The organism is Paralimibaculum aggregatum, from assembly GCF_030270585.1.
Classification (GTDB): Bacteria; Pseudomonadota; Alphaproteobacteria; order Rhodobacterales; family Rhodobacteraceae; genus Thermohalobaculum; species Thermohalobaculum aggregatum.
In genome coordinates this window covers 16,996-42,653 of sequence record NZ_BSYI01000041.1, presented here as the reverse complement: position 1 = coordinate 42,653, position 25,658 = coordinate 16,996, and the positions used below count along the sequence as shown (strand labels likewise).

Sequence of the window (25,658 nt, the reverse complement as noted above, 5' to 3'; positions counted from 1 at the left end):
ATGCGACCCCTGCCGCGCGCCCTCACGTACCCCGCCGCAACGCCACCTGTGACACATCCGTCGTTCCGGCAGCGAAACACGCCGCGCAACTGGCGAGATAGAAGTTCCACATCCGCCGGAACCGACCATCGAACCCCAACGCCGCGATGTCCTGCCACGCCCCGTTGAACCGCTCCCGCCACTCGCGCAAGGTGCGCGAATAATCTTTACCAAACTCCATAGACCCTATCAGATCCAGACCGGATCTCTCCACCTCGGCACGAAAAATCTGAGGTGAGGGCAACATGCCACCCGGAAAGATGAACTTCTGGATGAAGTCCGTGCCCTTCCGATAACCTGCAAACAGATCGTCGGCAATGGTGATTACCTGCATCGCCGCGAGCGAGCCGGGCTTCAGGCGCTCGCGCAGCGTGCCGAAGAAGGTCGGCCAGTACTTCTCGCCGACCGCCTCGAACATCTCGATCGAGGCGACGCCGTCATAGCGCCCGCGCTCGTCGCGATAGTCCTGCAGCCGGATCTCGGCGCGCTCGGCCAGCCCCGCCTCGAAGAGCCGGGCCCGCGCGAAATCGGCCTGCTCGCGCGACAGCGTGAGGCCGGTGACGCGGGCGCCGCGCTCGGCGATGGCGTATTCCGCGAAGCCGCCCCAGCCGCAGCCGATCTCCAGCACCTCGTGATCGGGCGCGAGCTGCATCCGGTCGCAGATCGCGGCATACTTGTTGCGCTGCGCATCCGTCAGATCGTCGCGCCCCGGGGCGAACAGCGCCGAGGAATAGGTCATCGAGCGGTCGAGCCAGGCGGCGTAGAAGGCATTGCCGAGATCGTAATGCGCCGAGATGTTCCGCTTCGCGCCCCGGCGCGAATTGCCGCGCAGCTGGTGGCGCAGCCGCTCATAGGCGCGCACCAGGCCCATGCCGGTGAAGTTGCGCCCGATCGCCCGGTTGTTGAGCAGCAGCACGTCGAGCAGCGGCTGCAGGTCGGGCGTGGTCCACCAGCCGTCGATGAACATCTCGGCAAAGCCGAGCTCGCCCTCGCGGATCAGCCGCGCGAACATCTCCGGGTTGACCACGTCGAAGCGGCCGGCGGGGCCGGGGGCCTCGCCCTCGGCGAGGAATACCCGACCGTCCGGCAGGCCGACCTCGACACTGCCGTGTTCGATCCGCTCGAGAATCGCGAAAAAGGGGTCGAACCGCCGAGGCAGGGCAGTCTGTCCCCTGGTGCTTTTCAGCGCCATTCACACCTCTCCCGTCGTCATGCGATGAATAAACCCTGGCCAACGTCTCGCCTAGCCCAAATTCGTCTGCCGCGCCGCGGCGTCGGCCTGCGGATAGGGGCCGCGATAGCGGTGGAAGCGCGCGCCCTTGCGCCACAGCCGCAGCGCCTGCCAGTGGATCGCGGCGAAGACCTTGACGGTCATCAGCGGGTGCGACAGCCAGCGCGCCAGCAGGCTGGCATCGCTGAGCGGGCGGCGCCGGCCGGTCTGCGCGGCGATCAGCCAGGGGCCGCTGCCGTCGCCCTGGCGGATGCGCAGCGCCAGCCGCTCGCCCGGCGCGCGGATGGTGAAGGCATAGCGCTGGTCCATGCCGATGAAGGGCGAGACGAAGAAGCCCTTGTCGGTCTCGTGGCGCACCGTGCCGTCGCGCCCGGGCCGGGCCGGCAGGGCATAGGCGTGCTGGTCGCCGAAGGTGTTCTTGACCTCGTAGACCACGCTTTCCAGCGCGCCGGCCTCGTCGTGGCAGAAATAGACCGAGAGCGGGTTGAAGGCATAGCCGAGGATGCGCGGGAAGCTCAGCAGCCAGATCCGCGCCGGCCGGGGCAGCCCGCGCTCGGCCAGCCGCGCCTCGACCCAGGGGCGCAGGTCGGTGCCGTCGCGGGGGCCGTGGTCGCGCCGCCAGAGGCTGAGCAGGCGGCGGCGCTCGAAGCCCAGCAGGCGCAGCGGCGCGCAGGTCTCCGCCATCCGGTCGGCATCGATCAGCAGGGTGAACACGCGGTAGCGGAAGCGGTGCGCGAAGGGGCTCAGGCGCATGTGCATCACATGGCCCGGATAGAGGCAGGCCGCCGGCGTCTCGGCCAGCGTCTCGGCCGGCGCCTCCGCCGGTGCCGGGGCGGCCGCCCGGATGCCCGGCTCAGGCCGCATCGGCGGCCACCATCGGCGGGCCGGGATCGGCCGCCCAGGCCGGGCGCGCGCCGAGCGCGTCGGCGACCCGCAGCCCGGCCCGCAGCCCGTCCTCGTGGAAGCCGTAGCCGAGCCAGGCGCCGGCATACCAGACCCCGCCGCGGCCCTGGATCGCATCCATCCCGCGCTGTGCCTCGAAGGCGGCGAGGTCGAAGAAGGGATGGGCATAGTCGTAGACGCCATGGGTCAGCGCCGGGTCGATCTCGTCGCGCGGGTTGAGGCTGACGAACAGCGGCCGGTGCTCGGGAATGCCCTGCAGCCGGTTCATCCAGTAGGTCACCTGCGCCGGGCGGGTGCCCTCGGCCTCGTGCCGGTCGGCGAGGAAGTTCCACGACGACCAGACCCGCCGGCGCCGCGGCATCAGCCGGGTGTCGGAATGCAGCACGGCGCGGTTCTCGGTGGTGCGGAAGCTGCCGAGCAGGCGCGCCTGCTGCGCGTCCGGGCGGGCCAGCAGCCGGCGCGCCTCGGGGCCGTGAACCGCCAGCACCACCTGGTCGAAGCGCTCCGCCGTGCCGTCCGCGAAGCGGATCCGCGGGCGCGCCCCGGCGCTCTCGACCCGCGCCGCGGCGCGGCCGAGCTGCACCCGCGGGCCGAGGCGGGCATGCACCCGGCGGACATATTCCCGCGAGCCGCCATCCACCGTGCGCCAGCGCTGCGCCGGGTCGAGCCCGGTCATCAGGTCGTGGTTGCAGAAGAAGTTGAGGAAGTTGCGCGCCGGGAAATCGAGCATCCGCGCCACCGAGGTCGACCAGATCGCCCCGCCCATCGGCAGCAGGAAGCGCTCGCGGAACCAGGGCGAGAAACGCCGACTCTCGAGCCATTCGCCGAGCGCCAGGTCGTTGGCCCGGCCGCCCGCCAGATCGGCCTGCCCGACCCTGGTGAAGCGCAGGATCTCGCGCGTCATCCGGATGAAGCGCGGGTCGAACACCCGCCAGCGCTGGGCGAACACCTTGTCGAGGTTGTCGCAGGCATATTCGCAGGCGCCGCCGCCGAGCGAGAAGCCGAACGACATGTCGGACCATTTCGTCGGCACGTCGAGATGCGCGAACAGCCCGCAGAGATTGGGGTAGTTGCGCTGGTTGTAGACGATGAAGCCGGTGTCCACCGGCTGCATCCCGTCCGGGAAGGCCGCCTCCACGGTGTTGGCATGGCCGCCCAGCCGGCCGGCCTGTTCGTAGATCCGCACATCGTGCCGCTCGGAGAGCGCCAGCGCCGCGCCGAGCCCGGAGATCCCGGCGCCCACAATTGCAATCTTCATGCTCGGTCCTGTGCCTTGGTCTGTTGATCTTGTCCGGTTGCCTGCAGACGATACCCGCCGGGGCGGGCTCCGGATGCAGCCGCGCTCATGCGGCGCGCAGTTTCTTGTAGGCGGCGAGCGCCCGTTCGCGCCCCTCCGCGAGACCCACCACGGGGGCGGGATAGGCATCGCCGGGAGAGAGCCCCCAGCCGCGCGGGATCGCGCCGAACCAGCTTAGCGCATCCTCGTGCGGTGCGGCGCGGCCCTCGGCGATCCAGCGGTCGCGATAGCGCCGGTCCGGGTCGAACTTCGCGGCCTGGGTCTCCGGGTTGAAGACGCGGAAGAACGGCGCGGCGTCCGGCCCGGTGCCGGCGGCCCATTGCCAGCCCATCGCGTTGCAGGCCGGGTCCCAGTCCACCAGGCAGTCGCGGAACCAGGCTTCGCCGGCGCGCCAGTCGACCATCAGGTGCTTGGTCAGGAAGCTCGCCACCAGCATCCGCGCGCGGTTGTGCATGGTGCCGGTGACATACATCTCGCGCATTCCCGCATCGACCGCCTCGATGCCGGTGCGGCCCTGGCGCCAGCGCTCGGCGGCGTCGCTGTCGGCGGCCCAGGGGAAGGCATCCCATTCCTGGCGCCAGTTGCGGTGCTCGATCTGCGGCGTGTGGTGCAGCAGGTGATAGGCGAACTCGCGCCAGACCAGCTCCGAGACGAAGCTCTCCGCCGCCGCCGAGGCGCCGCCGCCCAGCCGCCCGGCGGCGCGCCAGCCGGCATGCCAGACCGTGCGCGCCGAGATCTCGCCGAGCGAGAGCGCGGCCGAGAGCCGCGAGGTGGCGTCGCGGTCGAGCCGGTCGCGCTCCGCCCGGTAGCGCCCGATCGCCTCGCCGGTGAACCAGCCGAGCCGGCCGCGCGCCGCCGCCTCGCCGACCGCGGCATGGCGCGCCACGATCGCCGCGCCGCGGTCCATCGCCGCCTCGAGGCGCCAGTCGGCGAGATCCTCGGAGGCCGGCCAGCGCCCGGGCGGCGCGAGGTCCGGCGGGGTGACCAGCGGCTCGGCGAGATCGGCGCCGCGCACCGCCTTCCAGAACGGCGTGTAGACCTTGTAGAAGCTGCCGGTCTTGGTCGCCACCTCCCAGGGCTCGAAGAGGAGATGCGCGTTGACGCTCTCGGCGGCGATGCCGTCCGCCTTCAGCGCCGCCTTCACCGCGGTGTCGCGCTCGCGGCTGGCGCTGTCGTAGAGGCGCGACCAGACCACCCGGCGCGCGCCGGTCTCGGCGATCAGCGCCCGCAGCGTCTCCAGCGCGTCGCCGCGGCGCAGCACCAGCCGCGAGCCCTTGTCGCGGATGCTGCCGGCGAGATCGGCGAGGCTCTGCCCGAGCCGCCAGGCCGGCGCCGCGCCGAGCTGGCGCTCGGTCACCGGGTCGAGCAGGAAGACCGGGATCACCGGCCCGCCGCCGGCCAGCGCCGCGGCCCAGCCCGGGTGATCGGCCAGCCGCAGGTCGCGGCGGAGCCAGAGGATGGTGGCGGCGGGGCTGTCGGACATCGGCGCGGCGCTCTCGGGTCTGCTCCCGTGCGGCGGGCGGGAAATTCCGTGCCTTGGGGGTGAAAATGGAAGTAACGCAAACCCCGGAAGGTCAAGGCTGCGGGCACCGGCCTCGCGATTGACCGCCCGTGGCAATCGGCGCAGGATCGGCACCATAAACAGGCGATTGCCCAGACGAGGCGTCGCGAAAGAGGGGAGGAGCGTCATGGCCCAGACCGTCTATCAGGGCACCAACGAGCCGAGTTTCCGCGACAGCGTCGACATCATGTTCAACCAGGCGGCCGAGCGGATGGACCTGCCGAGGGGGCTGGCGCAGAAGATCCGGGTCTGCAACTCGACCTATACCGTGCGCTTCGGCGTGCGGCTGCGCGGCGAGATCCACACCTTCACCGGCTATCGCTCGGTGCATTCCGAGCACATGGAGCCGGTGAAGGGCGGCATCCGCTATGCGCTGGCGGTGCACCAGGACGAGGTCGAGGCGCTGGCGGCGCTGATGACCTACAAGTGCTCGCTGGTGGAGGTGCCCTTCGGCGGCTCCAAGGGCGGGCTCTGCATCGACCCGCGCGAATGGGACGCGCACGAGCTCGAGCAGATCACCCGGCGCTTCGCCTACGAGCTGATCAAGCGCGACCTGATCAACCCCTCGCAGAACGTGCCGGCACCCGACATGGGCACCGGCGAGCGCGAGATGGCCTGGATCGCCGACCAGTATGCCCGGATGCACACCACCGATATCGACAGCCGCGCCTGCGTCACCGGCAAGCCGCGCAACTCGGGCGGCATCGCCGGCCGCGTCGAGGCCACCGGGCGCGGCGTGCAATACGCGCTGCGCGAGTTCTTCCGCCACCCCGAGGACGTGAAGATCGCCAACCTCTCCCCCGGCCTCGGCGGCAAGCGGGTGATCATCCAGGGCCTCGGCAATGTGGGCTATCACGCCGCCAAGTTCCTCGAGGAGGAGGACGGCTGCAAGATCATCGGCATCATCGAGCGCGACGGCGCGATCTACAGCGAGAGCGGGCTCTCGGTCGAGGCGGTGCGGAGCCATATCGGCGCCACCGGCGGGGTCAAGGACTTCCCCGGCGCGGCCTATCGCGAGGACGGGCCGGTGCTGCTCGAGGAGGAATGCGACATCCTGGTGCCGGCGGCGCTGGAGGGCGTGATCAACCTCGCCAACGCGCACCGCATCAAGGCGCCGCTGATCATCGAGGCGGCGAACGGGCCGGTGACCGCGGGGGCCAACACGATCCTGCGCGAGAAGGGCTGCGTGATCATCCCCGATCTCTATGCCAATGCCGGCGGCGTCACGGTCTCCTATTTCGAATGGGTCAAGAACCTCAGCCATATCCGCTTCGGCCGGATGCAGCGGCGCGAGGAGGAGAGCCGCCAGCAGATCCTGATGGACGAACTCGAGCGGCTCACCGGGAAGACCGTGTCGGAGGAGTTCCGCCAGCGCTTCAGCCGCGGCGCCGACGAGCTGAACCTCGTGCGCTCGGGCCTCGACGACACCATGCGGGTGGCCTACCAGGCGATGCGCGAGGTCTGGCATGCGCGCGACGACGTGCCGGACCTGCGCATCGCCGGCTTCGTGATCGCCATCGACCGGGTGGCGCAGACCTACCAGGCCAAGGGGCTCTGAGCCGGCCGCCCCGGCCCGCGCGGGCCGGGGTTTCCCGGGCGCCGGCTCAGCCGGCGGAGCTGCCGGCGGCGGCCGGCATCGCCAGCCCGGCCGCCATCGCCGCGATCTCGCGCAGCGCCGGCAGCAGCAGCGGCTCGGCCACGGTGAGCGCGATGCGCACATGCCCCGCCGCCGCCGCGCCGAAGCTCTCCCCCGGCATCACCGCGATGCGGCAGCGCTCGAGCAGGCGCGCGGCGAAGGCGTCGCCGGTGAGCCCGGTCTCGCGGATGTCGAGCAGCAGATACATGCCGCCCGCCGGCGGCACCACGCGAAAGCCCGGCCCGCTGCCGAGCGCCGCCAGCGCCGCCGCGCGCCGGGCGCCGTAGCGGGCGCGGATCTCGGCGGCGGCCGCCTCGCCATGCCTGAGGGCATGGGCGGCGGCGTCCTGGATGAAGCCCGGCAGCCCGTAGGTGGTGGTCACGCCGAGCTCGCAGATCCGGTCCACCGCGGCACGCGGGCCGATCACCCAGCCGGTGCGGAAGCCGGTCATGCCGTGGGATTTCGACATCGAGCCGACCACCAGCGTGCGCGGCTCGCCGGCCGGCAGCGCGCGCGGGCTGCGATGGCTGCCCGCCCAGACCTGGCTGGCATAGACCTCGTCGGAGATCAGCCAGAGGCCGCGCTCCTCGGCCAGCGCCACCAGGGCTGCGATGCGCTCGGCGTCATAGACCGCGCCGCTCGGGTTGTTCGGCGTGTTCAGCAGCACCGCGCGGGTGTCGGGCCGCAGCGCCGCGCGGATCGCCCCGGCATCGGGCTGGAAGCCGTCGGCGGCGCGGCAGGGCACGATGATCGGGACGCCGCCGGCGGCGCGCACGGTCTGGGCATAGGTCGCGTAATAGGGGTCGAGCACGACGCAGCTCTCGCCCGGGTCGAGCACCGCCATCATCGCCGCGAACAGCCCGGCCTGGCCGCCGCAGGTGACCGCGACCTGCTCCGGCGCGGTCGGCTCCGGGCGGGTGGCGGCGATCGCGGCGCGCAGCTCGCCGGTGCCCTCCACGGGGGTGTAGCCGGTATGCCCGGCCGCGAGGCTGCGGGTCAGCGCCGCGACGATCCCGGCATCCGGGCCGATGTCATGGTCGCCGATCGAGAGCATGGTCACGGTCTCGCCGGCCTCCGCCATGGCGCGGGCGCGGTAGTAGATCTCCCAGCCGTCGTCGCCGCCGGGCACGACATGCTGGATGCGGGAGGAAAGGCGCATGGGAGAGGCTCCGGGCTCTGGCGGGGCGGGCAGGGGCTGCGGGGCCGGCGGACCGGCCCGGCAGGGCATGGGGCAGGGGGTGGGGGCGGTCAGCCGCCCACCGGCAGCGGCACGAAGCGCAGGTCCGGCCCCGACTGCACCAGCAGCAGCACCGAGTTGCGGCCCTGCTCGCGGGCCTCGACGATGCGCTGCGCGATCACCGCCGGGTCGCTCACCGGGTCCTGGCCGATCTCGAGGATCACGTCGCCCGCGGCGATCCCCTTGGCGGCGGCCGGGCCGCGCGGATCGACGCTGGTGACCACCACCCCGACCACGTCGTCGGCGATGCTGAAGCGGGCGCGGATCTCGGCGGTGAGCGCGGCCAGCGCCATGCCGGCGCCCGGCACCTCAGCGCCCTGGCTGCTGCCGCCGGGGTCGCCCTCGTCGCCCGTCGGGGCGGCGGCGGCGAGCGTGTCCTGGTTCTCCAGCCGGCCGAGCTTGACCTTCACCGTCACCGACTTGCCCTTGCGCCAGACCACCACGCGCACGGTCTTGCCGACCGGGGTCTCGGCCACCATCCGCGGCAGGTCGCGCATCTCCGAGACGTCGCGCCCGTCGAAGCGCAGGATCACGTCGCCGGGCTGGATGTTGGCGCCCTCGGCCGGGCCGTCCGGGGTGACGCTGGCGACCAGCGCGCCCGAGGCGGCCTCGAGATCGAGGGTCTCGGCGATGTCGGGGGTGACCTCCTGGATGCGCACGCCGAGCCAGCCGCGCCGGGTCTCGCCGAACTCGCGCAGCTGCGCGATCACGTTGCGGGCCAGCGCCGAGGGCACCGCGAAGCCGATGCCGATCGAGCCGCCCGAGGGCGAGATGATCGCGGTGTTCACGCCGATCACCTGGCCGGCGAGGTTGAACAGCGGGCCGCCGGAGTTGCCGCGGTTGATCGCGGCATCGGTCTGGATGAAGTCGTCATAGGGTCCGGCGCGGATGTCGCGGTTGCGCGCCGAGATGATGCCGGCCGAGACCGAGCCGCCGAGGCCGAAGGGGTTGCCGATCGCCAGCACCCAGTCGCCGACCCGGCTCTCGTTGCTGTCGCCCCAGGGCACGAAGGGCAGCGGCTTGCCGGCGTCGATCTTCAGCAGCGCGAGGTCGGTCTTGTCGTCGGAGCCGATCACATCGGCCTGGAACGACGCGCCGTCGGGGAAGTTCACCGTCACCTCGTCGGCGTCCTTGATGACGTGGTTGTTGGTCACCACGAAGCCGTCGGCCGAGATCACGAAGCCGGAGCCGAGCGACTGCACCGGCCCGCGCGGGCGGTTGCGGTCGAAGAAGTCGCGGAACAGGTCGTTGAACGGCCCGTCGGGCAGCGCCTCGGCCCCCGGGGGCTCGTCCACCGCCTGCTTGGTGGAGATGTTGACCACCGCCGGGCTCAGCTTGGCGGCGAGGTCGGCGAAGCTGCCCGGCGCGTCGCGGCCGAGCGCCTCCGGCGCCGGCAGGGCGATCAGGGCGAGCGCCAGGGACATGGCGGCGAAGAGGCCGAGAGCCGCCTTCGGCGCGCCGCGCTCCACTCTGCGAAAAATCATCAGGCTCATGCCTCCATCCTAGGACAGGCGCAGGGCAGCCCCTGCATCATTCGCGCACCAGAAGGTAGACGATCATGCCGCCGACCGCCATGGCAAGCCCGGCCCAGCGCAGGCGCTCGGAGCCGGCGGCCCGGAGCGCCTCGACGACCGCGCCGAGCCGGGGCCCGAGGAAGGCCAGCGCGAGCCCCTCGAGCACGAGCAGCAGCCCGAGGGCTGCCGCCAGATCCTCGAGCGCCGCGCCCGACATCGCCGAGCCGCGCCCCGCGCCCTACTCGGACGCCGCGCCGGCGGCCGCCTCGGAGGCCCCCGCGTCCGCCGCGGGCTCGGCACCGGCTGCCTCGGGCTCCGCAGCCTCTGCTTCCGCGGCCTCGGGCTCCGCAGCCTCTGCTTCCGCAGCCTCGGCTTCCGCTGCCTCGGGCTCGGCCGCCTCGGCCGCCACAGCCTCGGGCTCGGCCGCCGCGGGCGCGGCGAGCTCGGGCTCGGGCTCGACCGGCACGGGCGCGGCGAGCTCGGGCTCGGGCTCGACCGGCACGGGCTCGGCGGCCAGGGCCTCGGGCGCCGGCTGGATCTCGGCGCGCGGCGCCTCGGTCTCCTCGATCGCCCCGGCCGGTTCCGGGGCCGGCGCCGGCGCGCTGCCGTCGCCGCCGCTGCCGCCGCCCGGCACCGCCTGCGGCAGGCCGCCGGAGACAGCGCCCGAGACCGCGCCCATCACCGCACCCGGGACCGAGCCGGTGATGCCGCCGCCGCGAATGCCGCCATCGGACTTGAGATACTCGAAGAACTCGCTGTCCGGGGTGATCACCATGCTGGAATTGTGCCCCCCCAGCGCCCGCTCATAGGCCTTGAGCGAGCGGTAGAAGGCGAAGAATTCCGGGTCCCGCCCGAACGCCTCGGCATAGATGCTGTTGCGCTCGGCATCGGCCTCGCCGCGGATCTCCTCGGCCTGGCGCTGGGCGTCGGAGACCAGCACCACCGCCTCGCGCTCGGCGGTGGCGCGGACCTCCTGGGCCCGCTCCTGGCCGCGCGCCCGCTCGTCCGCCGCCTCGCGCTCGCGCTCGGCGTTCATGCGGCGATAGGTGGCCTCGAGGTTCTCCTCGGGCAGATCGGCGCGCTTGATGCGCACGTCAATCATCAGCACGCCGAGGGCCAGCGCGTTCTCGCGCACCACATCGGTGATCCGGCGCATCAGCTCGGTCCGCTCGGAGGACAGCACGGCATCGGAGGGCACCGAGCCGAGCACCTCGCGCAGCGCCGCGTTGAGGATCGATTCGAGCCGGGTCAGCGCCGAGCGCTCGTCGCGCACCGCGCGGCGGAACTGCACCGGGTCGGAGATCCGCCAGCGGGCGAAGGCGTCGACCACCAGCCGGCGGTCGTCGATCGGCGTCACCTCGAGCGGCGAGGTGTTGAGCGCCAGGATGCGGTCGTCGTAGTACACCACGTCCTGGATGATCGGGATCTTGAAGTAGAGCCCCGGGCCGCTGTCGTAGCTGACCTCGGCATTGGGATCGGCCGAGCCGACCACGCCGCCGCCCTCCAGCGGGGCCTCGGCGCCGGCCTCGGTGGCGGCGGTGATCTCGGCCTCGGTGGTGACCAGCCCGCGGATCTCGCGCTTGACCTCGCCGAACTGCAGCACCAGCGCCTGCTGGGTCTCGGTGACGATGAACACCGAGGAGAGCACGGTGACGACGATGACGCCGACGAGGGCGATCAGGATCGGAAGCTTGCGCATCACTTGTTCTCCCCGCCGGACTGGCGCCGGAGCTCGTTGAGCGGCAGATAGGGCACCACGCCCTGGCCGCCGGAGCCGTCGCCGCCGACCTTCTGGTCGATGATGATCTTGTCGACGCCGCCGAGCACGGTCTCCATGGTCTCGAGGAACATGCGCTTGCGGGTCACCTCGGGGGCCGCGGCATACTCGGCGAGGATCGCCTTGAAGCGGGCCGCCTCACCGCGGGCGTCGTTGACCACCTGGGCGCGGTAGGCCTCGGCGTCCTGGAAGATCCGGGCGGCCTCGCCGCGGGCCTCGGCGAGCGCCACGTTGGCGAAGCGGTCGGCCTCCTTCTCGGCGGTGTCGCGGTCCTGCGCCGCCGCCTGCACGTCGCGGAACGCCGCGATCACCTGGGCCGGCGGCTCGGCCTCCTCGAAGTTGACCTGGACGATGTTCACGCCCGAGGCGTAGCTGTCCATGGTGGACTGGATCAGCTCCTCGACCTGGGCCGAGATCACCGCGCGGTCGCGGTTGAGGATCGGTTTCATCTCGCGCTGGCCGATCACCTCGCGCATCGCCGATTCGGCGACCGCGCGGATGGTCTGCTCCGGCTCGGCGAGGTTGAAGACGAAATCGTCGGGCCGGGCGATGTTCCACTGCACCTGGAAGCCGATATCGACGATGTTCTCGTCGCCGGTCAGCATCAGCCCGCGGTCGCCGCGCCCGGCGGTCGGCCCGCCGAGGCCGATGTTCACCGTGTTGACGCGGGTCACCGGAACGATCTCGTAGGTCACCAGCGGCCAGGGCGCGAAGTTGAGGCCCTCCTCGCCGATGCCGGAGAACTTGCCGAGGAAGAGCTCGACCGACTGCTCCGAGGTATCGACCCGGTAGAACGACTGGAACAGCCAGACCAGCACCAGCACCGCCGGCAGCGCGATCGGCAGCAGCTTCTCGATGCCGGAGCTCGGGCCGCGCCCGCCGCCGCCGGGGCCGCGCGGGCCGCCGCCGCCGCCGCGGCCGCCGAGGATCACCTTGAGCTGGTCGCGCCCCTTGCGGATCAGGTCGTCGAGATCGGGGCCCTGGTCGCCGCCGCCGCCGCCGCCCGGGCCGCCGCCGCCGGGACCGCCGCCCCAGGGATTGCGGCCGCCGCCGCGATTGCCGCCGCCGCCACCCCAGGGGCCGCCGCCTTTGTCGCTGTTGAATGGCATGATGTGCTACCTCTCGTAAGCGCGGGAGGCCGCGATGCGCGCAGCCTCCGGCGACGGTCTGTTGCCGCCCGGTGTCCCAACTGAACTGGGACGCGGGCGGAGTGGTTCAACCCCCTGCGACGGGGCATGCGCCCCCGGCTGCGCGCTCCGGCCCGTCACGGGGCGGGCGCCGCCGTCCTGGTGCGGGCCGGCGGGGCGCCGACCGGGGTCTTCATGGTCACCAGCTCCTCCGCCGCGGTCGGATGCACCGCCACCGTGCGGTCGAAGTCCTCCTTGGTGGCGCCCATCTTCACCGCGACCCCGGCGAGCTGGATCATCTCGCCGGCGCCGTGCCCGACAATATGCACGCCCAGCACCCGGCGGCTATCCGCCGCGACGATCAGTTTCATCAGCATCCGCTCGTCGCGCCCGGCGAGGATCGTGTTCATCGGCCGGAAGGCGGCGCGGTAGACCTCGATCTCGCCCTCGGCGCGGGCCTGCTCCTCGGAGAGCCCGACGGTGCCGATCTCCGGCTGGGTGAACACCGCGGTCGGCACCAGCGCGTGATCGGCCCTGGTGGGATTGCCGCGGAACACCGTCTCGGCGAAGGCGGCGCCCTCGCGGATCGCCACCGGGGTCAGCGCCAGCCGGTCGGTGACGTCGCCGACGGCATAGATCGACGGCACCGAGGTCTGCGAGAAGGCATCCACCGCCACCTCGCCGCGCCGGCCGAGCCGGACGCCGGCGGCCTCGAGCCCGAGCCCGGCGGTGTTGGGGATGCGCCCGGTGGCATAGAGCACGGTGCCGGCCCGGCGCGTCTCGCCCGAGGCCAGCGTCACCGCGCAGCCGTCCGCGCCCTTGTCGATGGCGGCGACATCGGTCCCGGTCAGGATCTCGACGCCCTTGGCGCGCATCTCGTCGGCGACATGGGCGCGCACCTCGTCGTCGAAGCCGCGCAGGATCTGCGGCCCGCGATAGGCCAGCGTCACCGCCGCGCCGAGCCCGTTCAGGATGCCGGCGAACTCGCAGGCGATGTAGCCGCCGCCGACGATCACCACCGAGGCCGGCAGGTCGGGCAGGTCGAACACCTCGTTCGAGGTGATCGCGTGCTCGCTGCCCGGGAAGTCCGGCACGAAGGGGGTGCCGCCGGTGGCGACCAGGATGTGCCTGGCCCGGACCGGATGGGCATGGGTGGCGAGATGGACGGTATGCGGATCGGCCACCGTGGCGCGGCCGCGGAACACCTCGACCCCGGCGCTGCCGAGATTGCGCACGTAGATGCCCTCGAGCCGGGCGATCTCGGCATCCTTGGCGGCGATCAGGCTCGGCCAGTCGAACGAGGTCTCGCCGACGCTCCAGCCGAAACCGGCGGCATCGGCGAAGCTCTCGGAGAACTGCGAGGCATAGACCAGCAGCTTCTTCGGCACGCAGCCGCGGATCACGCAGGTGCCGCCATAGCGGAATTCCTCGGCGATGGCGACCCGCGCGCCGGCCTCCGCCGCCATCCGCGCCGCCCGGACACCGCCCGAGCCGCCGCCGATGACGAAGAGGTCAAAGTCGAATTCTGCCATGCGGCCACTCCCTTTGTCGGACCACGCTTATAAAGCGCGGCCTGCCACGGGGCTCAACCCCCGATCACGGAGTTTCGCCGCCTCGCCGCCCGCGCCCGCCGCTTCCGGCCCCCGCGCCGGCCCCGCCCGGGGGTGGGGGAGCGGGAGGGGAAGCGGGCCGGCCGGCCCCGCCTCAGCGCCGCCGCCGGCCGCTCACGCCGCGCCGAGCCGCGTCACGCTGCCATCCGGCGCGCCGAGGATCGCCGCCCCGGCGATGCCGGCGAAGATCCCGGTCTCCACCACCCCGGTCACCGCGTTCAGCGCGATGTCGAGCGCCGCCGGGTCGGGGATCGTGCCGAGCGCGCAATCGAGGATCAGGTGGCCCTCGTCGGTCAGGAAGGGCGCGCCGTGGCGCATCCTCAGCACCACCGAGGGCGCCGAGAAGCCGAGCCCGGCGAGCGCCGCATCGACCCGGTCGGCGGTGCTGCGCCAGCCGAAGCGCACGATCTCCACCGGCAGCGCGAAGGCGCCGAGGGCGGCGACCTGCTTCGAGCTGTCGGCGATCACCAGCATCCGCGCCGAGGAGGCGGCGACGATCTTCTCGCGCAGCAGCGCCCCGCCGCCGCCCTTGATCAGCGCCAGCCCGGGGCCGATCTCGTCGGCGCCGTCGACCGTGAGGTCGAGCCGCCCGGCCTCCTCGAGGCTGGTGAGCGGGATGCCGAGCGCCTCGGCCTGCGCCGCGGTGGCCGCCGAGGTCGGCACCCCGGTCACCCGCAGCCCGGCCTTCACCCGCGCCCCCAGCGCATCGACGAACAGCGCCGCCGTCGAGCCGGTGCCGAGGCCGAGCGCCATGCCGTCCTCCACCGCCTCGAGCGCGGCCAGCGCCGCCGCCTGTTTTCCCGGATCGCTCATGTCAGCACCTCGAAGACGAATACCCGGCAGAGCAGCTCAGGCTCGGTCAGCAGGAACGCCCGGAACGCCGGCGAGCGTTCCGCCTCGCGCCACCGCCCGGCCGCCGCCAGCCGCTCCATCACCGCCGGAAAGCCCTGCGCCTCATAGCTCGCCTCGACGAGGTTGAACAGCACGTGCCCGCCCGGCCGCACCACCCGCGCCAGCTCGTCGAGGCTCTCGGGCGGCGCATGGCCGGGGCCGAACGAGCCGAAGCAACTCGCCGCGCGGAAGGCGCCGTCGGCGAACGGCAGCGGCGTGCCGAGCCGGTGCTCGGTGAGGCTCTCGTAGACCCCGCGCGCTTCCGCCGCAGCCAGCATCCGCGGCGACAGGTCGAGCCCGTGCAGCGGCCCGAACCCGAAGACCGTCAGCGCCTCGCCGACCAGCCCGGTGCCGCAGCCGGCATCGAGGATCGGCCCGCTGCCCCTCGGCACATGGCGCGCCGCGAAGCCGGCCGCGACGCCGGGCAGCCGGAAGCCGCCGGCGAGGTTGTCGCCGTCATAGCGCTCGGCCCAGCCGTCATAGGCGGCGCGCGCCTCTTCCGGCGTGCGGGCGCCGTAGACATGCTCCAGATCTTCGGTATTGAGCGGCATGGGTCGCGCCTCCCGGTGGTAACCTGTCCATTCGCGACCAAGGGAAAGGCAGCGATGTTCCTCAGCCTCTTCGACATCTTCAAGATCGGCATCGGCCCGTCAAGCTCGCACACCATGGGGCCCATGGTGGCGGCGGCGCGCTTCCTCGAACGGCTGCGCGGCGGCGAGCGCATCCCCGGCGCGGGGGATGCCGCGCGGCTCGGCTGCCGCCTGCATGGCAGCCTCGCCTTCACCGGCCGGGGCCATGCCACCGACCGCGCGGTGATCCTCGGGCTGGCCGGCTTCGAGCCGGCCACCATCGACGCCGCCAGGGCCGAGGCGGCGTTGGCCCGCATCGCCGCGGAGGCCGCCATCGAGGTGCCCGGGCTCGGCCGGCTCGGCTTCGACCCGGCGGCGGACCTGGTGTTCGACTATGGCCCGGCGCTCGAGCGCCATGCCAACGCGCTGGTGCTCTCGGCCTGGGACGGCGAGGGCAACCTCCATGCCCGCGAGACCTACTATTCCATCGGCGGCGGCTTCGTGCTGACCGAGGCGGAGATGGATGCCGACCCGCAGCTGGCGCCGGTCGACGGCCTGCCGGGCGTGCCCTATCCCTTCGCCAGCGCCGCCGAGATGCTCGAGATGGCGGCGCGCTCGGGCCTCTCGATCGCCGAGATGAAGCGGGCCAACGAGGCGACCCGGATCCCGGCGGCCGAGCTCGACGCCCGCATCGACCGGGTGATCGCGGTGATGATGGCCTGCATCGACCGCGGGCTGGCCGCCGAGGGCATCCTGCCCGGCGGGCTCAAGGTGCGCCGGCGCGCCAGGCGCATCCACGACCAGCTCGTCGAGGAGCGCGGCCGCAACCTCAGCCCGCCGCATATCTGCAACGACTGGCTCTCGGCCTATGCCATGGCGGTCAACGAGGAGAACGCCGCCGGCGGCCAGGTGGTGACCTCGCCGACCAACGGCGCCGCCGGGGTGTTCCCCTCGGTGCTGCGCTATTTCCAGGACCACATGGTCGGCGCCACCCGCGCGGGCATGCGCGACATGCTGCTGACCGGCGCCGCGATCGGCGGGCTGGTGAAGCACAACGCCTCGATCTCGGGCGCCGAATGCGGCTGCCAGGCCGAGGTCGGCTCGGCCAGCGCGATGGCCGCGGCCGGGCTCTGCGCCGCCATGGGCGGCTCGCCGGAGCAGGTCGAGAACGCCGCCGAGATCGCCCTTGAGCACCATCTCGGCATGACCTGCGACCCGGTGAAGGGGCTGGTCCAGGTGCCCTGCATCGAGCGCAACGGCCTCGGCGCGATCAAGGCGGTCTCGGCCGCCTCGCTGGCGCTGCGCGGCGATGGCGGGCACATCGTCAGCCTCGATGCCTGCATCGCCACCCTGCGCGACACCGGCCGCGACATGTCGGAGAAGTACAAGGAGACCTCGCTCGGCGGCCTCGCGGTGAACGTGCCCGACTGCTGAGCCGCGCGCCCCGGCGCCCGCTCGCCCCCCCGGCCGGGCCCGGCCCCACACCACCCCTCCCGCGGGACATGGCGCACGCCACCCCTCCCGCGGGGCCGCGCGCAAAGCGCCCCTCCCGCGGAACCGCACGCACGGCGCCGTCCCCGCGGCGCCCTCCGCACCGGGCCCTCCGAACGGGGCCATCCGCTCGAAACCGTGCGCGCGGCACCACCCGCACGGCGCCGAGCGCGCAGCGCTTCCTCGCGGCGCCCTCCGCTCAGGGCCATCAGCGCGAGGGCCATCCTCTCGAGACCAGGCGCGCGGCGCCACTTGCGCGGAACCGCACGCACGGCGCCGTCCCCGCGGCGCAACCTACGAAGGCCAACCGCCCGGAACCGGCGCGCGGCGCCACCTGCGCGGGACCGGGCTCACGGCGCTTCCTCGCGGCGCCCTCCGCAAAGAGAGCATCCCTGCATGGCGATCTGTGCGAGGGCCGTCCGCGCGGGGCATCCGTTCGGGACCGGGCGCGCCGCGGCACTTGCAGAGACCGCGCGCACGGCGCCTTCCCCGCGGCGCCATCTACGCGGGTCCATCCGCTCAGGGCCATCTGCGCGAGAGCCATTCTCTCGAAACCAGGCCCGCGGCACCACTTCGCGGGACCGCGCGCACGGCGCCGTCCCCGCGGCGCAACCTACGAAGGCCAACCGCCCGGAACCGGCCCGCGGCACCACTTCGCGGGACCGTGCACACGGCGCTTCCTCGCGGCGCCCTCCGCATAGAGAGCATCCCTGCGTGGCGATCTGTGCGAGGGCCATCCGCGCGGGGCCATCCGTTCGGGACCGGGCGCGCCGCGGCACCTGCGCGGGGCCGCGTGCGCAGCGTTTCCTCGCGGCTCGATCTACGCGGCGCCCTCCGCTCAGGGCCATCTGCGCGAGAGCCATCCTCTCGAGGCCAGGCCCGCGGCGCCACTTGCGCGGGGCCGTGCGCAAGGCGCTTCCTCGCGGCGCCATCCGCATAGAGAGCATCCCTGCGTGGCGATCTGTGCGAGGGCCATCCGCGCGGGGCCATCCGTTCGGGACCGGGCGCGCCGCGGCACTTGCAGGGACCGCGCGCACGGCGCCTTCCCCGCTGCGTCTTCTACGCGGGTCCATCCGCTCAGGGCGATCCGCTCGAGACCAGGCCCGCGGCGCCACTTGCGCGGGATCGTGCGCACGGCGCCGTCCCCGCGGCGCCATCTGCGCGTGGCCAGCCCTACGGGAGGCATCCGCACGGGGCATCCGCTCGGAACCGGCACGCGGCGCCAATTTCGCGGAGGCCCGACGCACCGCGCCTTCTCCACGGCGCCATCCAATCGGGACCGTGCGCGCGGCGGCACTTGCGCGGGGCCGCGCGCGCAGCGCTTCCTCGCGGCCCGATCCGCACAGGGACCATCCGCACGGCGCCATCTGTGCGAGGGTCATCTGATCGGGACCGAGCGCGCGGCGCCACCTGCGCGGGACCAAGCGCACGGCGCTTCCTCGCGGCGGCATCCGCGCGTGGCCTTCCGCACGGACCATCCGCTCGGGAACGGGCGCACGGCGGCACTTGCGCGGAGCCGTAGGCAGGGCGTTTCCAGCGGCACCATCCGCATAGGGAACATCCGCGTGCGGCCATCCGTGCGAGCGCCATCCGCGCGGAGGCCATCCGTTCGGAACCGGGTGCGCGGCGGCACTTGTGCGGGGCCGGGCGCACGGCGCCTTCCCCACGGTGCCTTCTGCGCGTGGCCATCCGTGCGAGGGTCATCCGCTCGGGGGCCGTCCGTTCGGGAGCGGACGCGCGGCGCCACTTGCGTTGGGCCGTTCGCAGGGCGTTTCTTCGCGGTGCTACCCGCATAGGGAACATCTGGGTGTGGCCATCTGTGCGAGCGCCATCCGCGCGGAGGCCATCCGTTCGGAACCGGGTGCGCGGCGGCACTTGCACGGGGGCCGGGTGCACGGCGCCTTCCCCACGGTGCCTTCTGCGCGGGGAACATCTGCGCGTGGCCATCCGTGCGAGAGTCATCGGCTCGGGGGCATCGGTTCGGAACCGGACGTGCGGCGCCACTTGCGCGGCGCCATCCGCACAGAGGCCATCCGCTCGGGGGCCGTCCGATCGGAACCGGGCGTGCGGCGGCACTTGCGCGGCGCCCTTCGCACCGGGGCATCCGCTGGGGGGCATCCGCTCGGGCTGCATCCGCTCGGGGCAGGGCGCGCCGCGGTACGTGTGCGGGACCGGGCGGGGGGCGCCTTCCTCGCGGCGCGATCCGCATAGGGAACATCCGCGTGCGGCCACCTGTGCGAGGGCCATCCGCGCGGGGCCATCCGTTCGGGACCTTGCGCGGCGGCACTTGCGCGGGACCGTTCGTACGGAGCCTTCCCCGCGGCACTGGCGCGGGACCAACGCACGGCGCCCTTCTCGCGGTGCCATCCGCGCGGGGGCGATCCGCACCGGGCGATCCGCGCGGTGCCATCCGCGCGGGGCGGGGAAGCGGCGGGCCGGCGCCCGGGCGATCCGCGCGGGCCGGGGGGTCAGCGGGCGAGCTCGGCCAGCATCCCCTTGACCTTGGGGTCGGCCATCTTCTTGAACTCCGCCGCGCCGTCGCGGGCGTTGTTGGCGGCGCTGGCCTTCCTGTGGAAGTCCCGGCAGCGCTTGACGTGCTCGCGCGCGCTCCAGGGATCGGTGTCGATGGTCTTGTCGTAGCCGGCCTGCTCGATCCCCACCTTCTTGGCGAACTTGCGCCAGTCGCCGTGCTGCTTCTCGAACAGCGTGAAGTAGTAGCGGTACTCGTCGCCGAGGAGGTTGAGCACCGGGTTGTCGTGGCGCTTCACCATGGCCAGGGTCTTCATCCAGTCCTTGCGGACCTTCTCGTAGCTCTGCTCGGTGTGCTTCATGATCGGCGCGTAGTCCGGCACCGACATCTGGATCGGCCGGCGCGCCTGCTCGACCGCGGCGCGGATGCGGGCGGCGGTCTTGGTGCCGACCTTACCGTCGCGCTTCATCCTGTGGGTCTTCTGGAAGGCGCGCACGGCGTCCTCGGTCACCGTGTCGAAGGTGCCGGTGGCCTTCGGGCGCGGCCGGATCTTCAGGTCGATCAGCGCCTTCTGCAGGTTGAGGACGGGCTGGCCCTTCGAGCCGATCTTCAGGATGCTCATCTGGTGTCTCCATATCTCTCATTGCCGGGTCCGGACGGTGCGCCGCGGCGCTGCATCCGGGATGGGAGCGATATGGAGGGGCCGGTTTTCAGCGACGTTTCGCTGCCGCCTCGGCCGTGTTTCAAATGTTTGTCCGCCGGGGCGGGGCTGGCGCGGCTGCCCGGGGGGACGCCGCGCCGCCGTGCGAGGGCGCCGGGGCGCGGCTGCGCAAGGGGGGCGGCATGCCGCTGTACGGGGGGCAGGGCGCCGCTGCGAAGGGGGACGGGGCGCCGCTGTGCGAAGGCGACGGGGCGCCGCTGCGCGGGGAGGACTCGGCGGCGCTGCGCGGAGGCGACGGGGAGCCGCTGTCGAGGTGCGACCGGGCGCGGCCGCGTGGGGGAAGGGGCGCCGCTGTACGGGGGCGACATGGCACCGCTTTGCCGGGGCGACGGGGCACCGCCGTCGGGTGGGCCGGGGCACGGCTCTGCGGGCGCAGCCGGCCGCGCGGGCGGCGGTGCGCAGGGGCGCGGGCGCCTATGCCGCGGCCAGCGCCGCCAGCAGGGTGCCGAGCGCCGCCTCCGGCAGGATCAGCAGCGCCCCGCCCCGGTCGACGCCGAGCGCCACGGTCTCCGCCACCGCCCGGTTCGAGGTGCCGGATTGCCGCCCCGGCGCGAAGGTCAGCCCCGCCACCGGCCATTCCAGCCCCTCGGAGAGGATGCCGGTGGTCTCGGCGAAGGGAAAGACCGAGACCCGCATCCCCGGCCGCGCCGCCAGCCGCAGGCCCCGCCCCGGCGGCAGGAAGGTCATCGCCTCGCCCTCGCCGAGCACCACGACGCGCTTGCCGGGCCGCGCCAGCAGCGCGTGGAACACCGCCAGCGTGTGGTCCATCCGCCCGCCGGTGAAGCCGAGCGCCAGATAGAGCGGCGCCTCGGTCGCATAGAGGCATTTCTCGAAATCGGTGGTGTCCTGCTCGGCCAGGTGCAGCACCTCGGTGGGGCCGGCCTGCCAGGCCGCGAGATCGGAGATCGAGTCCATGTCGCCGATCACCAGCGCCGGGCGGCGGCCGAGTTCCAGCAGCCGGTCGGCGCCGCGGTCGGCGGCGACCAGCACCGGGGCCAGCCGCTCGGCGCGGGCCAGCAGCCCGGCATCGAGCGGTCCGCCGCCGATCAGGCACACCGCCTCGTCGAAGCGTTTCGCCATGGTTTCGCCCTTCCTCTGCCGGCTGCGCCGCCCGCCCGCGGGGGGCCGGCACAACCGGGGCGTGCCTTGACCGGGCGCGGCAAATCGTTCACGCTCCGGCTCAACGCAAGGCACTAGCATATTGAGCTGCGAGGGGAACCATGCCGGAGCCGGCCAGGCGTATCGATCTGCGTTACGGAGAGTTCGCGATTTCCGCACAGGGCTTCGAGAACCCTGTCGCTCCGATCAAGCAGGTTTTGCGCTTTCTCCAGCGCCTCGTCGAGGAGACGCCGGAGATCGCCGAGACCGGCCTGGCCTTCGACGACGAGCGCATCGAGGAGATGATCGCCGAGACGGCGCGCCGTCTGCGCCTGCCGCGCGAGGATATCGAGGCGGTGCCCGGCCTGATCCTGTCGCTGAAATCCGGCGAGACGCTGGCGGCGGAGCCCGCGCCGGCCGCGGCTGAGGCCGCCGGGGCGGCATCTGCGGCGGCTTCCGCGGTGGCCCCGGCGGCGACCGCGGCAACCGCGGCGGCGATGGCCCAGATGGCGGCGGAGGCGGCGCTGGCCGACAGCGCCGCGGAGCGTCTGCCGGCCGATGCTGACGATGCCGGGGATGCCGCGGAGACCGCGGCGGAGGATGCCGCGCCGGAGCCCGAAGCCGACACGGCAGGGGACCCGCCGGAGGACGCGGCAGAAGACACTGCGGCCGATAGCGCAGCCGATGCCACGCCCGCTACCCCGGTGCTGCCGCCCGATGCCGGCGCGCCGCTCGAGGCGGCCGCGATGCCGGAGGCGCCCGCCGCCCCGGCGGCCGGTGCCGAGGATATCCCCGGGGCCATTGCCGAAGACGGCCCCGAAGATGGTCCCGAAGAGGCCGCCGAAGCACCCCCCGCGGCGCCGGCGGCGAGCCTCGCCGATGTGATGCGCCATCCGCTCTCCTTCCTGCGCGGCAGGGGCGAGCCGGCTGAGGCGCCGCGGCCCGATGCCGCCGCGAGCCCCGGGCCCGAGAGCCCCGAGACCGAAAGCGCCGAGACCGAGAGCGCCGAGACCGAGGGGTCCGATCCGGCGCCATCCGCCGCGATGGAGGACATGGCCGGCGATGCCGCGGTGGCGGTGGACCCGCCCGAGGCCGCGGATACGGTCGCGCCTGCAGGCGCCGATGCCGATGCCGGCGATGCCGGGGTGATCCCGCTGCGCGGCGAGATCCTCGGCCCCGAGGGCGCGGCAGGGGACGACGCCGCCGCGGCGGAGCCCGAGGCCGAGGATGCCGAGACTGCCGAGGCGGCGCCGTTCGAGGCGGACCCCGCCGGGGCGTCCGCGCCCTGGGGCACTGCCGCCGGGCCTTCCCCTGTGGAGTCCGAGCCTGCCGAGGCCGCGCCCGCCGAGCCGGAAATTTCCGCCGCTGGCGATCCCTTCCCGTCCGCGGAGGCGGATGCCGCAGACCCCGCCGCCCCGGCCCCGCAGCCGAGCGTCGAGGAGCTCTTTGCCGATGCCGATGTGGCGCCCGGCGCGGCCACCAGCATCTTCGGCGCCGAGAGCGCCCCCGCCGAGCCCGAGGCCGAACCCGAGCCCGGGGCCGAGGCCCCTGCGGCCGCCTCCGGGGGCGAGCCGGCAGAGGGTGCCGCGGAGGCGCCGCCGCAGCCCGCCGCGCCGGGCCTCGTCGGCGGTGCCGGCGAGCCCGCATCGCCGCCCTGGGCCGATGCCGCGCCGCCGCCCGAGGAGCCGAACATCTTCGGCGGCCCCGGCGAGCCCGCGCCGCCGCCCGCCGCTCCGGCCGCGGAGGAGACCAACATCTTCGGCGCATCCGCGCCGCCCGCCGCATCCCCCGCCGCGGCACCCCCCGCGGCATCGGAGGAGACCAACATCTTCGGCGGCCCCGGCGAACCGGCGCCGGCGCCCGCCGCAGCGGCCGACGAGACCAACATCTTCGGCGCGCCGGATGCCGCCGAGGTCGCCGCCGCCGCCCCCGAACCGGCGGAGCCGAACATCTTTGGCGCTCCCGGGGGACCGCCAGCGCCCGCGGCGGCGGACCCCGCGCCGGCCCGGCCCGCAGAACCCCAGGCCGTGCCCCCGTCCGAGCCTCCGGTGGCCGAGGTCAACATCTTCGGCGGCATGGGCGGCGCCGATGCACCGCCGGCCGAGCCCAACCTCTTCGCGGCGCCCGAAACCGGGGTGCCGGGCGGCGAGCCCGAACCTGCCGCCACCGCCGAGCCCGGCCCCGAGCCTGCTGCGCCGCGCCCGCGCTGGATCGACGACCCGAACGAGCCGGCGGAGCCCGGCGTCTCGGAGCGCTTCGGCTCGCTGATGTCGCGGCTGCGCGCGGGGAGCCGCGCCGAGGCGGATGCCGCGGCGGAGGGCACGGCCGATGGCGGCGCCGACGGCCCCGGCGCGGCGGCGCCCGAGCCCCGCAGCTCGGTCTCGCCCGAGGAGCTGGCCGACCGGGCCGGCGCCGCCTCGGTGCCGGAGCTGCTCACCGCCGCCGCGGCCTGGCTGACCCTCGTCGACCGGCGCAGCAATTTCGGCCGCCGCGAGGTGATGGAGATCTTCGACCAGCTCCCCGGCGACCACCCGCGCACGCTGGAGGCCCGCATCAAGGGCTATGGCAAGCTGGTGCGCAACGGCGTGCTGGTGCTGGTGGACGACGGCAAGTTCGCGCTCAGCCAGGAGGAGCGCGCGCGCTTCCGCGGCCTGCTCGGCTGAGCGGCACGGGCGCGCCGTCAGGCCTGGCGACCCGTCAGGCCGGAAGGCGCCCCGTCAGGCCGGCGGGCGCGGCTCGCCGGATCGCGGCGCGGCAGCGTCCGGAGCGGCGTCCGGGTCGGGCTTGCCGATGCCGCGGAACAGCCGCCGGAACGGCAGCGCCCAGAGGATGCCGAGCCCGACATAGACCGCGAGCTCGACCCAGACCGGCGGCCTGTCGAACCAGCCCACCACGGTGAGCGCGACCACGATATAGAGCGGCAGCCCCACCAGGAGCACCACCGCCGACCAGAACCTGCGTGCCTTGTAGCTCATGACGCTCCAGATAGGCTGCCGCGGCGCCCGCGTCGCGCGGCCAAAGGGTCGCAGCCCCCATCCCGGCCCCCATCCCGGCCCGGCGGCCGGGCGCCCACGGCCCGGTCCCGGGGACAGTCTCCCGCCCGGCCCGGCGGGCAGACACCCACGGCTCGTTCCAACGCGCAGGCCCGCCCCGCCCCGGCTCGGTGGACAGGCCCCCGGCCCGGCTCTCCGGACAGATCCCGACCGGCCCGATGGGCAGCCCCCTCGGCCCGGTTCGAGGAACCGGCTCCCGCCCGGTCCGGCGGGGGAAGACCCTCCCGGCTCGTTCCAACGCGCAGGCCCGCCCCGCCCCGGCTCGGTGGACAGGCCCCCGGCCCGGCTCTCCGGACAGATCCCGACCGGCCCGGTGGGCAGCACCCTCGGCCCGGTTCGAGGAACCGGCTCCCGCCCGGTCCGGCGGGGGAAAACCCTCCCGGCTCGTTCCAACGCGCAGGCCCGCCCCGCCCCGGCTCGGTGGACAGGCCCCCGGCCCGGCTCTCCGGACAGATCCCGACCGGCCCGGTGGGCAGCCCCATCGGCCCGGTTCGAGGAACCGGCTCCCGCCCGGTCCGGCGGGGGGAGGCCCTCCCGGCTCATTCCAACGCGCAGGCCCCGCCCCAGCCCGGCGGGCAGGCCCTCGGCCCGGCCCTATGGACTGGCCCCGCCCCGGTTCGGTGGACTGGCCTTCTGGCCCGGTCCTGTACACAAACCACCGCCCGGCCGGGTGGGCAGATCCTCGACCGGCTCCACGGAAGGGTCCCGCCCCGGTTCCGTGGGGGGCCTCCGGGCGCGGTCCTGCGCACAGCCCCCCGCCCGGTCGGTGGGCAGGCCATCGACCGGCCCTATGGACTGGCCCCGCCCCGGCTTGGTGGCAGGCCTCCGGGCCCGGTCCTGTTCACAGGCCACCGCCAGTCTGGTGGGCAGACCCTCGGCCCGGCCCTATGGACTGGCCTCGTCCCGGTTCGGTGGACTGGCCTCCCGGCCCGGTCCTGTTCACAGACCACCGCCCGGCCGGGTGGGCAGACCCTCGGCCCGGCCCTGCGAACAGGTCCCGCCCCGGTTCCGTGGGGGGCCTCCGGGCGCGGTCCTGCGCACAGCCCCCCGCCCGGTCGGTGGGCAGGCCATCGACCGGCCCTATGGACTGGCCCCGCCCCGGCTTGGTGGCAGGCCTCCGGGCCCGGTCCTGCGCACAGGCCCCCGCCCGGTCCGGAGGGCAGGCCCCTCGGCCTGGGCCGACGCACAGGCCCCGCCTGATCCGGAGGGCAGGCCTCCCGGACCGGCCTAACGCAGAGGCCCCGCGCTGTCGCGGCGGGTGGGCCGCTCGGTCCGGTCCCAGACACAAGGCCCCTCCCGGTCCTGTGGGCGGGCCTCCCGGCTTGGTCCCACGCACTGGCCGGGCCCGGCTTGGTGGTCAGGCGTTTTGCCCCGGTCCTGCGCGAAGGCCCCACCCTGGCCCAGCGGAAAGGCCCTGCGGCCCGGTCCCATGC

At 73.8% G+C, this 25,658-nt stretch carries 18 protein-coding genes; 3 read left to right on the top strand and 15 right to left on the bottom strand.

Going from position 1 to position 25,658, the window contains the following annotated elements; all coding sequences use genetic code 11:
- Window positions 1-22 precede the first annotated feature (22 nt).
- The 4 genes from QSJ97_RS19610 to QSJ97_RS19595 form a co-directional block, all read right to left on the bottom strand.
- Window positions 23-1,231, bottom strand: coding sequence for an SAM-dependent methyltransferase (locus QSJ97_RS19610; protein WP_285673822.1), 1,209 nt, complete (start codon window positions 1,229-1,231; stop codon window positions 23-25).
- Window positions 1,232-1,282: 51 nt separating this feature from the next.
- Window positions 1,283-2,134 (bottom strand): DUF1365 domain-containing protein, encoded by an 852-nt coding sequence (locus QSJ97_RS19605; protein ID WP_285673820.1) that lies wholly within the window; start codon window positions 2,132-2,134, stop codon window positions 1,283-1,285.
- Entirely contained in the window at window positions 2,124-3,431 is a 1,308-nt protein-coding gene (locus tag QSJ97_RS19600) for an NAD(P)/FAD-dependent oxidoreductase (RefSeq protein ID WP_285673818.1), read from the bottom strand. The genes QSJ97_RS19605 and QSJ97_RS19600 overlap by 11 nt, the downstream gene beginning before the upstream one ends.
- Window positions 3,432-3,516: 85 nt before the next feature.
- Window positions 3,517-4,953 (bottom strand): cryptochrome/photolyase family protein, encoded by a 1,437-nt coding sequence (locus QSJ97_RS19595; RefSeq protein WP_285673816.1) that lies wholly within the window; start codon window positions 4,951-4,953, stop codon window positions 3,517-3,519.
- 205 nt (window positions 4,954-5,158) lie between these two features.
- Between QSJ97_RS19595 and QSJ97_RS19590 the strand changes: the two genes are divergently transcribed.
- On the top strand, window positions 5,159-6,589 hold the full coding sequence (locus QSJ97_RS19590) for a Glu/Leu/Phe/Val family dehydrogenase (protein ID WP_285673815.1): 1,431 nt from the start codon (window positions 5,159-5,161) through the stop codon (window positions 6,587-6,589).
- Between the two features lie 46 nt (window positions 6,590-6,635).
- Here the strand turns inward: QSJ97_RS19590 and QSJ97_RS19585 are convergent, their stop codons facing one another.
- The 8 genes from QSJ97_RS19585 to QSJ97_RS19550 form a co-directional block, all read right to left on the bottom strand.
- A complete protein-coding gene (locus tag QSJ97_RS19585) occupies window positions 6,636-7,826 on the bottom strand; it encodes a pyridoxal phosphate-dependent aminotransferase (protein ID WP_285673814.1) in 1,191 nt (396 codons plus the stop codon).
- 89 nt (window positions 7,827-7,915) lie between these two features.
- Entirely contained in the window at window positions 7,916-9,397 is a 1,482-nt protein-coding gene (locus tag QSJ97_RS19580) for a DegQ family serine endoprotease (protein ID WP_285673813.1), read from the bottom strand.
- 37 nt (window positions 9,398-9,434) lie between these two features.
- A complete protein-coding gene (locus QSJ97_RS19575; protein ID WP_285673812.1) occupies window positions 9,435-9,635 on the bottom strand; it encodes a DUF2065 family protein in 201 nt (66 codons plus the stop codon).
- 21 nt (window positions 9,636-9,656) lie between these two features.
- Window positions 9,657-11,117: a protease modulator HflC gene (gene hflC / locus QSJ97_RS25180; RefSeq protein ID WP_434220940.1), complete on the bottom strand. Its 1,461-nt coding sequence runs from the start codon at window positions 11,115-11,117 to the stop codon at window positions 9,657-9,659.
- The gene (hflK, locus tag QSJ97_RS19565) at window positions 11,117-12,304 is read right to left on the bottom strand and encodes an FtsH protease activity modulator HflK (RefSeq protein WP_285673811.1); all 1,188 of its coding nucleotides are present in this window, start codon (window positions 12,302-12,304) and stop codon (window positions 11,117-11,119) included. The genes hflC and hflK overlap by 1 nt, the downstream gene beginning before the upstream one ends.
- 155 nt (window positions 12,305-12,459) lie before the next feature.
- A complete protein-coding gene (gor, locus tag QSJ97_RS19560) occupies window positions 12,460-13,854 on the bottom strand; it encodes a glutathione-disulfide reductase (RefSeq protein ID WP_285673810.1) in 1,395 nt (464 codons plus the stop codon).
- Window positions 13,855-14,046: 192 nt separating this feature from the next.
- On the bottom strand, window positions 14,047-14,745 hold the full coding sequence (gene rpiA, locus QSJ97_RS19555) for a ribose-5-phosphate isomerase RpiA (protein ID WP_285673809.1): 699 nt from the start codon (window positions 14,743-14,745) through the stop codon (window positions 14,047-14,049).
- Window positions 14,742-15,374, bottom strand: coding sequence for a class I SAM-dependent DNA methyltransferase (locus QSJ97_RS19550; protein ID WP_285673808.1), 633 nt, complete (start codon window positions 15,372-15,374; stop codon window positions 14,742-14,744). Before QSJ97_RS19550 ends, rpiA begins: the two co-directional genes overlap by 4 nt.
- 54 nt (window positions 15,375-15,428) lie before the next feature.
- Between QSJ97_RS19550 and QSJ97_RS19545 the strand changes: the two genes are divergently transcribed.
- Complete coding sequence (locus tag QSJ97_RS19545; protein WP_285673807.1) at window positions 15,429-16,826, top strand: L-serine ammonia-lyase; 1,398 nt, start codon at window positions 15,429-15,431, stop codon at window positions 16,824-16,826.
- A gap of 2,525 nt (window positions 16,827-19,351) precedes the next feature.
- On the opposite strand, the gene QSJ97_RS19540 is transcribed toward QSJ97_RS19545, so the two are convergent.
- Both QSJ97_RS19540 and QSJ97_RS19535 read right to left on the bottom strand, forming a co-directional pair.
- Window positions 19,352-19,975, bottom strand: a complete 624-nt coding sequence (locus QSJ97_RS19540) for a peptidoglycan-binding domain-containing protein (protein ID WP_285673806.1) — start codon at window positions 19,973-19,975, stop codon at window positions 19,352-19,354.
- Window positions 19,976-20,488: 513 nt separating this feature from the next.
- A complete protein-coding gene (locus tag QSJ97_RS19535) occupies window positions 20,489-21,154 on the bottom strand; it encodes a thiamine diphosphokinase (RefSeq protein WP_285673804.1) in 666 nt (221 codons plus the stop codon).
- A gap of 140 nt (window positions 21,155-21,294) precedes the next feature.
- Between QSJ97_RS19535 and QSJ97_RS19530 the strand changes: the two genes are divergently transcribed.
- Window positions 21,295-23,835 carry a hypothetical protein gene (locus tag QSJ97_RS19530; protein WP_285673803.1) on the top strand — a complete coding sequence of 847 codons (2,541 nt, stop codon included), beginning with the start codon at window positions 21,295-21,297 and terminating at the stop codon, window positions 23,833-23,835.
- A 54-nt stretch (window positions 23,836-23,889) separates the two neighbouring features.
- Here the strand turns inward: QSJ97_RS19530 and QSJ97_RS19525 are convergent, their stop codons facing one another.
- Complete coding sequence (locus tag QSJ97_RS19525; protein ID WP_285673802.1) at window positions 23,890-24,147, bottom strand: DUF2842 domain-containing protein; 258 nt, start codon at window positions 24,145-24,147, stop codon at window positions 23,890-23,892.
- Window positions 24,148-25,658: the final 1,511 nt, after the last annotated feature.

Coding starts and splice junctions, on each gene's coding strand:
- QSJ97_RS19610 (WP_285673822.1), bottom strand. CDS start 1,231: ATGGCGCTGAAAAGCACCAGGGGACAGACTGCCCTGCCTCGGCGGTTC.
- QSJ97_RS19605 (WP_285673820.1), bottom strand. CDS start 2,134: ATGCGGCCTGAGCCGGGCATCCGGGCGGCCGCCCCGGCACCGGCGGAG.
- QSJ97_RS19600 (WP_285673818.1), bottom strand. CDS start 3,431: ATGAAGATTGCAATTGTGGGCGCCGGGATCTCCGGGCTCGGCGCGGCG.
- QSJ97_RS19595 (WP_285673816.1), bottom strand. CDS start 4,953: ATGTCCGACAGCCCCGCCGCCACCATCCTCTGGCTCCGCCGCGACCTG.
- QSJ97_RS19590 (WP_285673815.1), top strand. CDS start 5,159: ATGGCCCAGACCGTCTATCAGGGCACCAACGAGCCGAGTTTCCGCGAC.
- QSJ97_RS19585 (WP_285673814.1), bottom strand. CDS start 7,826: ATGCGCCTTTCCTCCCGCATCCAGCATGTCGTGCCCGGCGGCGACGAC.
- QSJ97_RS19580 (WP_285673813.1), bottom strand. CDS start 9,397: ATGAGCCTGATGATTTTTCGCAGAGTGGAGCGCGGCGCGCCGAAGGCG.
- QSJ97_RS19575 (WP_285673812.1), bottom strand. CDS start 9,635: ATGTCGGGCGCGGCGCTCGAGGATCTGGCGGCAGCCCTCGGGCTGCTG.
- hflC (WP_434220940.1), bottom strand. CDS start 11,117: ATGCGCAAGCTTCCGATCCTGATCGCCCTCGTCGGCGTCATCGTCGTC.
- hflK (WP_285673811.1), bottom strand. CDS start 12,304: ATGCCATTCAACAGCGACAAAGGCGGCGGCCCCTGGGGTGGCGGCGGC.
- gor (WP_285673810.1), bottom strand. CDS start 13,854: ATGGCAGAATTCGACTTTGACCTCTTCGTCATCGGCGGCGGCTCGGGC.
- rpiA (WP_285673809.1), bottom strand. CDS start 14,745: ATGAGCGATCCGGGAAAACAGGCGGCGGCGCTGGCCGCGCTCGAGGCG.
- QSJ97_RS19550 (WP_285673808.1), bottom strand. CDS start 15,374: ATGCCGCTCAATACCGAAGATCTGGAGCATGTCTACGGCGCCCGCACG.
- QSJ97_RS19545 (WP_285673807.1), top strand. CDS start 15,429: ATGTTCCTCAGCCTCTTCGACATCTTCAAGATCGGCATCGGCCCGTCA.
- QSJ97_RS19540 (WP_285673806.1), bottom strand. CDS start 19,975: ATGAGCATCCTGAAGATCGGCTCGAAGGGCCAGCCCGTCCTCAACCTG.
- QSJ97_RS19535 (WP_285673804.1), bottom strand. CDS start 21,154: ATGGCGAAACGCTTCGACGAGGCGGTGTGCCTGATCGGCGGCGGACCG.
- QSJ97_RS19530 (WP_285673803.1), top strand. CDS start 21,295: ATGCCGGAGCCGGCCAGGCGTATCGATCTGCGTTACGGAGAGTTCGCG.
- QSJ97_RS19525 (WP_285673802.1), bottom strand. CDS start 24,147: ATGAGCTACAAGGCACGCAGGTTCTGGTCGGCGGTGGTGCTCCTGGTG.